We start from the raw sequence: 7951 nt of genomic DNA on the forward strand, positions 1-7951 counted from the left end.
GTCACCTGCACGTCGCTGCCGACCGTCAGCAGAAAGTGCAGCGCTTTGGCCAGCACCAGGTACGCCAGCACCGCGCCGGTGACGAACAGCAACGCGGCCGGCACGACGAATGCGACGGCGAAGCGCCGTTCCTTCTTGTACAGCCCCGGGGTGATGAACGCCCAGAGTTGGTAGAACCACATCGGGCAGGCCAGCACCACCCCGGCCGTCAACCCGACCTTCAACCGCAACATGAACTGGTCGAAGGGCGCCGTGGCCAGCAGCCGGCACTGGCCGTTGGCAATGTCCGCCCGCGCAGAGGGGGGCAGCGCACAGTAGGGGTGCCGCAGCCACTCGCCCAGACTTTCCAACCCGAACAGCGGGTGGGAATACCAGACGAAACCCAGTGTCGTGGTGAGCGCGATAGCCGCCAACGAGAGCAGCAGTCGCGCGCGCAACTCGGTGAGATGGTCGACGAGCGACATGGTCGCGTCGGGGTTGATGCGGCTACGACGGAAACGCGGATCTAGCCGCCTGAATAAACCGGTGGTGCGCACAGTGAATTGGCGCTCGGGCGCCGCGGGGGCGATGCCAGGCTAGGCCGGCCGACCGTCAGCCGCGGGCGGTTCGACCCGCTCGGAATGCACCGGCTGAACCGGCGCGGCTTGGGTGGCGGGCGTTTCGGGTTTGTTGTCGCTTTGCAGTTCGCGGACCTCGGACTTGAAGATCCGCATCGACTTGCCCAGTGAGCGAGCGGCCTCGGGAAGCCTCTTGGCGCCGAAAAGAACAATCACCAGGACCGCGATGATAGCCAGGTGACCCGGAGTCAGAGCATTCACTTTTATTTACCTCCAGATGTCACAACGATGCTACCGCAGCGTTTGGTTCATCAGCCGGACCGCGCCGCGGCCTGGTAGGACTCCAGCGCGGCCGCGGCGGCCTCACGCACCCGTGCGGCCAGCGATTCCGGCCCCAAGACGCGCACCGCCGACCCCATCCCCAGCACCTGACGGGCCATCCAGTCTTCCGAGGCATAGGTCATGGCCGCCTCACAGTAGCCGTCAGGCAGGTCATGGAGCAGACGCATCGGAAAGTACTCGAACATCCACGAGGCCTCGGGCGCCAGCTGCAGTGTCGCCGACGGCAGCGACGGGTCGGCATCGAACAGCGACGTGTCCGGCGGCGCCTGGAGCGCGGGTTCCGGTGGCGCGGAATGCTCGTCGAGGACGCTGGCATCGACGATGCGGTCGAACCGGAACAGCCGCACGCCCTCGGCTTCCCGCGACCACGCCTCCAGGTAGCTCTGATCGCCGACCAGCACGACGCGAATCGGGTCGACGATCCGGGTGGACAGCGTGTCGTGCGAGGCGGCGTAGTAGTCGATGCTCAGCGCCCGGCGGTCCCGGACCGCGGCCCGCACCGCGGCGGCGGCGTGGCTCTCGACCGGTGCGGGCTCGTCGACCGCGGCGACGTCATTTCCGTGTCCGGCGGCTCCGGCCGCGGCCTCGATTTTGGCGATCGCGCTACGCGCCGCCTCCGGATCGACCACGCCGGGGATGTCGGCGAGTGCGCGCAACGCCACCAGCAGGCCGGTGGCCTCCGGCGACGTGAGCTGCAACGGCGTGTCCATCCCCGCGGAGAACGTCACCTCGACGGTGTCACCGGTGAATTCGAAGTCGATCAGGTCGCCCGGGCCGTAGCCGGGCAGGCCGCACAGCCACAGCTGGTCGAGGTCCTCCCCCAGCTGCTTGACCGAAACGCCTAGGTCAGATGCCGCCTGGGCGCGGGTGACCCGCGGGTTGGCCTGGAAGTACGGCACCATGTTCAGCAACCGCACCAAGCGCGTCGACACCGGTGTCATGCCTCCCCCTCTCCAGCGTGGGCGCGCAACCGGCCCAACACCTCGTCGCGCAGCGAGTGCGGTTCCAGCACCACAGCGTCGGGGCCGTATCCGGCGATGTCGCGCGCCACCCGACCGGTCGTTCCGATGTCCAGTTCGATGACGTCGCCGTCGCGGCCGTTCACCCGCCGAGAACCCAGCGATGTCCCGGCGCGCCGCAGCGCGGTGGCCCGCCCGTCGGCGACCCAGACCTGAGCCCGCACGCCCGTCGGTGGGTCGCCGACGGCGTTGGCCACGATCTCGCGCAGGTCGGCGTCCACGGGCCGGGTGACGGCGCCGGCGGGACCGATCGGTGTTACCTCGTCGCCGATCCGGGACAGCCGGAAGGTGCGGGTGGCGCCGCGGTTGCGGTCGTGCCCGACGAGATACCAGCGGCCTTTCTCGGTCACCACGCCCCACGGTTCGACGGTGCGCACGGTGTATGGATCCGTGCGGGATGGTCGGTGCGGAAACTGCACGGCCTGCCCAGCGTCGATCGCCGAGAGCAGCAGTCCGAGAACGCCTTCCGATCCACGTAGTCCCACGCGTCCAGCCGGTGACGCGATGGCGATCGGCGCGAGCGGGTCGACGTCGACGCCCGCGGCGCGCAGCTTGAGCAGCGCACCCTGGGTGGCGGTGATCAATTCCGGCGACTCCCACAGCTGGGTGGCCACGGCGACCGCGGCGGCCTCGTCGCCAGTCAGTTCGACCGCGGGCAGCGCATACGCGTCGCGGTTGATCCGGTAGCCCTCGATCGGATCGAACGACGACACCCTGCCGGTTTCCAGCGGGATGCCCAGATCGCGCAGCTCATTCTTGTCACGCTCGAACATTCGCGAGAACGCTTCGTCGCTGGCGCTGTCCGCATATCCCGCCACGCTGGACCGGATCTTCTCCGCGGTGATATAGCCACGGGTGGACAACAGCGCGATGACGAGGTTCATCAATCTTTCGACTTTGGAAACCGCCACCCGCACCACCCTAATTGCCGGAATCTCCCGCGGAATTCACCGGCTCATCCCCGATGCGCCCCGGACTGCATCGCCGTCGGGCTACATGCTGGCGATCAGCCTCTTGACCCGCTCGTCCACTGACCGGAACGGATCCTTGCACAGCACAGTGCGCTGAGCCTGATCGTTGAGCTTGAGGTGCACCCAGTCGACGGTGAAGTCGCGGCCTGCGGCCTGGGCGGCGCTGATGAACTCGCCGCGTAGCCGCGCCCGGGTGGTCTGCGGTGGCTGATCCACCGCGGCGTCGATCTCCTCGTCGGTGGTGATACGGGTCGCCAGGCCTTTGCGCTGCAACAGATCGAAGACGCCGCGGCCGCGCTTGATGTCGTGGTACGCCAGGTCGAGTTGGGCGATCTTCGGGTCGGACAATTCCATGTCGTAGCGATCCTGGTAGCGCTGGAACAGCTTGCGTTTGATCACCCAGTCGATCTCGGTGTCGACCTTGGCGAAGTCCTGGCTTTCCACGGCGTCGAGCTGGCGACCCCACAGGTCGACGACCTGCTCGATCTGGGGGTTGGACTCGCGGGTCTGCAGATGCTCGACGGCGCGCGCGTAGTACTCGCGCTGGATGTCCAGCGCACTGGCCTGACGGCCGCCGGCCAGCCGCACCGGCCGCCGGCCGGTGACGTCGTGGCTGACCTCGCGGATGGCGCGGATCGGGTTGTCCAGTGAAAAGTCCCGGAACGCCACGCCGGCTTCGATCATTTCCAGCACCAATGATGCGGTGCCCACCTTGAGCATGGTGGTGGACTCGCACATGTTGGAGTCGCCGACGATGACGTGCAGGCGCCGGTACTTCTCGGCGTCGGCGTGCGGCTCGTCGCGGGTGTTGATGATCGGGCGGCTCCGGGTGGTAGCCGAGGAGACGCCTTCCCAGATGTGCTCGGCGCGCTGCGACAGGCAGAAGGTAGCGGCCTTGGGGGTCTGCAGCACCTTGCCGGCGCCGCAGATCAGCTGGCGAGTGACCAGGAACGGCAACAGCACATCGGAGATCCGGGAGAACTCGCCGGCCCGCACGATCAGGTAGTTCTCGTGGCAGCCGTAGGAGTTGCCCGCCGAGTCGGTGTTGTTCTTGAACAGGTAGATGTCACCGCCGATGCCCTCATCGGCCAGCCGCTGCTCGGCGTCGATCAGCAGGTCTTCGAGCACCCGCTCGCCGGCGCGGTCATGGGTGACCAGCTGGACCAGGCTGTCGCATTCGGCAGTCGCGTACTCCGGATGGCTCCCGACGTCCAGGTACAGCCGTGCGCCGTTGCGCAGGAAAACATTGGAGCTGCGGCCCCAGGAGACCACCCGTCGAAACAGGTAACGGGCGACTTCGTCGGGCGACAAACGGCGATGACCGTGGAATGTGCAGGTGACACCGAATTCGGTTTCGATGCCCATGATTCGTCGCTGCACAATTCGAGCGTACTGGGTCAACCCGCAACTGGTGTGTAACCCCCGCCGACGGGTCGGTGGCGAGGCCGCAGCAGCCCGCGTCGACTCCAGCCACGGGAATCCTGACAACACGAAAGCGACTGCTGTCGAAGCCCGTTCACGCCTTGGCAGGTTCTGGCGCTTCGCCGAACCGGCTCAACGCCAGCGTCGCGAAGACGGCGACCACGAAGCCGGCCACCACCAGCCAGCCCAGGCCTGGACGGGTCTGGTCACCCAGCCACGCCACCCCGACCAGCGCCGGGCCCACCGTCTCGCCGACAACCATCCCGGCGACGGCGGTGGTCACCGATCCGCGGCTCAAAGCGGAAGTGAGCAGCAGAAAGCCCGCCAACCCGCCGGCGATCACCGCGTAGACGGCGGGATTGGTGTAGAACGCCGCCTTGGTCGGATCGATCGGATCGATCAAGCGGACGGCGATCTCGACGACGCCGAAGCCGGACCCGGCCCCCAAACCCAGGACCAGGGCGCGGGTGCGGTCGCTCAGCCGGCCCGCGGCCGCGCCGGCGATGAACACCACGGCGACGATCACCAGCAGCGCCCAGCCCAGCTGGGGTGGCCCGTGCCCGGAGCCCTCCGGACCGGCGGCAAGGCCGAGCATCGCCAGGCTCGCGCACACCACGGCCACGGCGGCCCACTCGAGGCGTGACAATCGCGTATGCAGCACCCATGCCGCCACGATCGCGGTGACGGCCAACGACGCGGCGATCGCGGCGGCCACGACGTAGATCGGCACCAACCGCAGCGCTGCCACTTGTAAGAGAAAGCCCAAGCCGTCCAGCCCGATGCCGACCAAATAGCGCCACTGCCGCAACGCCCGCAGTAGCAGGGCCGCGTCCACTCCGGAATCGCTGTCGCCGGGATCCACCGAGCGGGTCGCCGCGGCCTGCAGCACCGTTGCGGTGCCATAACACACCGAGCAGCCCAGCGCGAGCAGCAAGCCAATCAGCACGAGCCAGAACCTATTTCGACGATTCCTCCGCCGAGTCGCTGTCGGACTCGGCGTCGTCAGGCTCAGGCAGCAGCCGCTCCAGCGCGGCACCGGTGATCCGCCGGAATGCCCGCCGCGGCCGGTTGACGTCGAGGATGGCTACCTCCAGCGTCGTGACGTCCAGTGTGTTGTCGTCGCCGTTGCCGCTGCCGGCCTTCAAGGCGTTGACCGCGATATGCACCGCGTCGGCCAAATTGGCGTTCTCGGCGTAGGAGTCCTTGAGTGCAGTGGCGATCGGCTCGGTCGTACCGCCCATCACCACGAAATGCGGCTCGTCGGCGATCGACCCGTCGTAGGTAATCCGGTACAGCTCAGGCGGTTTGGTCTCGCCGTAGTGAGCAACTTCGGCGACGCACAGCTCAACCTCGTATGGCTTGGCTTGTTCGGTGAAGATGGTTCCCAGCGTCTGCGCGTACACGTTGGCCAGCTGCCGTCCGGTCACATCGCGGCGATCGTAGGCGTAGCCGCGGGTGTCGGCGAACTGAATTCCGCCGCGGCGCAGATTGTCGAACTCGTTGAACTTTCCGGCGGCGGCGAAGCCGACTCGGTCGTAGAGTTCGCTGATCTTCTGCAGCGATCGCGACGGGTTCTCCGCGACGAAGAGCACACCACCGGAGAAAACCAGTGCGACGACGCTGCGGCCTCGGGCAATACCCTTCCGCGCGAGCTCGCTTCGCTCGCGCATCGCCTGCTCGGGCGAGATGAAGTACGGGAAACTCATGAATCACTTCCCGCACGGTCGGCGTCCGGGCCGAAAGTGTCGGCGCGGGAGCGCCTTTCGATGACCTCCCGAGCCAGCTCGGCGATGCGTGGCTCGGCCACGTTGGACGCACCGTCGGCGCCGATCGTGACCGCGGTCGGGTAGATCCCGCGGACCAGGTCGGGCCCGCCAGTGGCCGAATCGTCATCGGCCGCGTCGTACAGCGCCTCGACGGCAACTCGCAGCGCCGAATCAGCATCCGTCACTTGCGAATACAACTTCTTGATCGACGATTTCGCGAATATCGATCCCGAACCGACCGACTGGTAGCCCTCTTCTTCCAGGTTCCAGCCACCGGCCGCGTCGAAGGAGACGATGCGGCCGGCCTTCTGCGAGTCAGGATCGTGGATGTCGAAGCCGGCCAGCAGCGGCAGGGCCACCAGGCCCTGCATCGCCGCAGCGAGGTTGCCGCGCACCATGATCGCCAACCGGTTCACCTTGCCCGCGAAGGTAAGCGGCACGCCTTCCAGCTTTTCGTAGTGCTCGAGCTCGACGGCGTACAGCCGGGCGAATTCGACGGCGATGGCCGCGGTGCCGGCGATCCCGGTCGCGGTGTAGTCATCGGTGATGTACACCTTCTGCACATCACGACCCGCGATCATGTTGCCCTGCGTCGAACGCCGGTCGCCGGCCAACAGGACCCCGCCCGGGTACTTCAGCGCGACGATCGTCGTTCCGTGCGGCAGCTGAGAACTCGGCGTGATCGCGTCGGCGCTACCGATGCCCGCGGGCAGCAGTTCGGGCGCCTCACGGCGCAAATAATCAGTGAATGAGGAAAGGCCGCCGGAGGCGGTTCCGGGAAGTGCAGAGTTGTTGGCCAGGCGATCGCGGTTGGGCCAGGTCACTGTCCGCCCTTTTGGACGTATGCGCGGACAAAGTCTTCGGCGTTCTCTTCCAGAACATCGTCGATCTCATCCAGCAGGTCGTCGGTTTCCTCGGTCAGCTTCTCGCGACGCTCCTGGCCCGCGGCCGTGCTGGCAGTGGGGTCGTCGTCATCGCCGCCGCCACCGCCGCGCTTGGTCTGCTCCTGGGCCATCGCTGCCTCCTGCATCGTCATCGGGCGTGAAACACGCCCGTTGTTCTCCACCCTACCGGTCAATAGCGTTATTGCTCAGGCGAAAGCCCGGTGTCCGGCGCCTCAGGTGGTCAGCTGCTCCACCAGCTCGACCGCGCTGTCCACCGAATCCAGCAGCGCCCCGACGTGCGCTTTGCTGCCGCGCAGCGGCTCCAGCGTCGGAATTCGCACCAGCGAATCGCCACCGAGATCGAAAATCACCGAGTCCCAGCTGGCCGCCGCGATGTCGGCGCCGAAGCGGCGCAGGCATTCCCCGCGGAAGTAGGCCCGGGTGTCCGTCGGTGGGTTGTCGACCGCGTCGATCACTTGCTGTTCGGTGACCAGACGCTTCATCGAGCCGCGCGCGACCAGCCGGTTGTACAGACCTTTGTCCAGCCGGACGTCGGAGTACTGCAGGTCGACCAGGTGCAGCCGGGGTGCGGACCAACTCAGGTTCTCCCGGTGCCGGAAGCCTTCCAGGAGTCGCAGCTTGGCCGGCCAGTCCAGCAGCTCCGCGCACTCCATCGGGTCGCGCTCGAGCTGATCGAGCACGTGCGCCCAGGTCTCCACGACGTGGGCCGCGCGCGCGTCGTGGTCGCGGCCGTCGACCAGCTTGGCCGCCCGGTCAAGGTAAATGCGTTGCAGCGCAAGGGCAGTCAGCTCACGACCATCGGCCAAGGCGACGGTGGCACGCAGCGATGGGTCGCGGCTGATCGCGTGCACGGCGTGCACCGGCCGGGCCAGCGCCAAGTCGCTGAGGTCGATTCCGTGCGCCGGACCGTCCTCGATCAGGTCGAGCACCAGCGCGGTGGTACCGAGCTTGAGATAGGTCGACGTCTCG

The 7951-nt window shown here is 67.2% G+C and carries 10 protein-coding genes; all 10 read right to left on the minus strand.

The window, feature by feature from the left end; genetic code table 11:
• Positions 1-536: twin-arginine translocase subunit TatC (tatC, locus tag VN856_RS07960; protein ID WP_325687809.1), on the minus strand; the 536-nt coding region annotated here is incomplete at its 3' end.
• A 39-nt stretch (positions 537-575) separates the two neighbouring features.
• The gene (tatA, locus tag VN856_RS07965) at positions 576-818 is read right to left on the minus strand and encodes a Sec-independent protein translocase subunit TatA (RefSeq protein ID WP_325687811.1); all 243 of its coding nucleotides are present in this window, start codon (positions 816-818) and stop codon (positions 576-578) included.
• Positions 819-868: 50 nt separating this feature from the next.
• Complete coding sequence (locus VN856_RS07970) at positions 869-1840, minus strand: YafY family protein (RefSeq protein ID WP_325687813.1); 972 nt, start codon at positions 1838-1840, stop codon at positions 869-871.
• Positions 1837-2829, minus strand: coding sequence for a YafY family protein (locus VN856_RS07975; RefSeq protein ID WP_325687815.1), 993 nt, complete (start codon positions 2827-2829; stop codon positions 1837-1839). Before VN856_RS07975 ends, VN856_RS07970 begins: the two co-directional genes overlap by 4 nt.
• Positions 2830-2910: 81 nt before the next feature.
• Positions 2911-4269: a Pup--protein ligase gene (gene pafA, locus VN856_RS07980; RefSeq protein WP_325687817.1), complete on the minus strand. Its 1359-nt coding sequence runs from the start codon at positions 4267-4269 to the stop codon at positions 2911-2913.
• Between the two features lie 136 nt (positions 4270-4405).
• The gene (locus VN856_RS07985; protein WP_325687819.1) at positions 4406-5257 is read right to left on the minus strand and encodes a DMT family transporter; all 852 of its coding nucleotides are present in this window, start codon (positions 5255-5257) and stop codon (positions 4406-4408) included.
• 10 nt (positions 5258-5267) lie between these two features.
• Positions 5268-6017 carry a proteasome subunit alpha gene (gene prcA / locus VN856_RS07990; protein WP_325687820.1) on the minus strand — a complete coding sequence of 250 codons (750 nt, stop codon included), beginning with the start codon at positions 6015-6017 and terminating at the stop codon, positions 5268-5270.
• Positions 6014-6901: a proteasome subunit beta gene (gene prcB, locus VN856_RS07995; RefSeq protein ID WP_325687822.1), complete on the minus strand. Its 888-nt coding sequence runs from the start codon at positions 6899-6901 to the stop codon at positions 6014-6016. The genes prcA and prcB overlap by 4 nt, the downstream gene beginning before the upstream one ends.
• Positions 6898-7092 carry a ubiquitin-like protein Pup gene (locus tag VN856_RS08000; protein WP_043409984.1) on the minus strand — a complete coding sequence of 65 codons (195 nt, stop codon included), beginning with the start codon at positions 7090-7092 and terminating at the stop codon, positions 6898-6900. Before VN856_RS08000 ends, prcB begins: the two co-directional genes overlap by 4 nt.
• Positions 7093-7194: 102 nt before the next feature.
• The coding region (locus tag VN856_RS08005; RefSeq protein WP_325687824.1) for a proteasome accessory factor PafA2 family protein at positions 7195-7951 on the minus strand (757 nt) is incomplete at its 5' end.

The organism is Mycobacterium sp. (genome assembly GCF_035603715.1).
Classification (GTDB): Bacteria; Actinomycetota; Actinomycetes; order Mycobacteriales; family Mycobacteriaceae; genus Mycobacterium.

Bases quoted from the DNA above. Each gene is read 5' to 3' on its own strand.
- VN856_RS07970 (WP_325687813.1), bottom strand. From the start codon at position 1,840: ATGACACCGGTGTCGACGCGCTTGGTGCGGTTGCTGAACATGGTGCCG.
- prcA (WP_325687820.1), bottom strand. From the start codon at position 6,017: ATGAGTTTCCCGTACTTCATCTCGCCCGAGCAGGCGATGCGCGAGCGA.
- VN856_RS08000 (WP_043409984.1), bottom strand. From the start codon at position 7,092: ATGGCCCAGGAGCAGACCAAGCGCGGCGGTGGCGGCGGCGATGACGAC.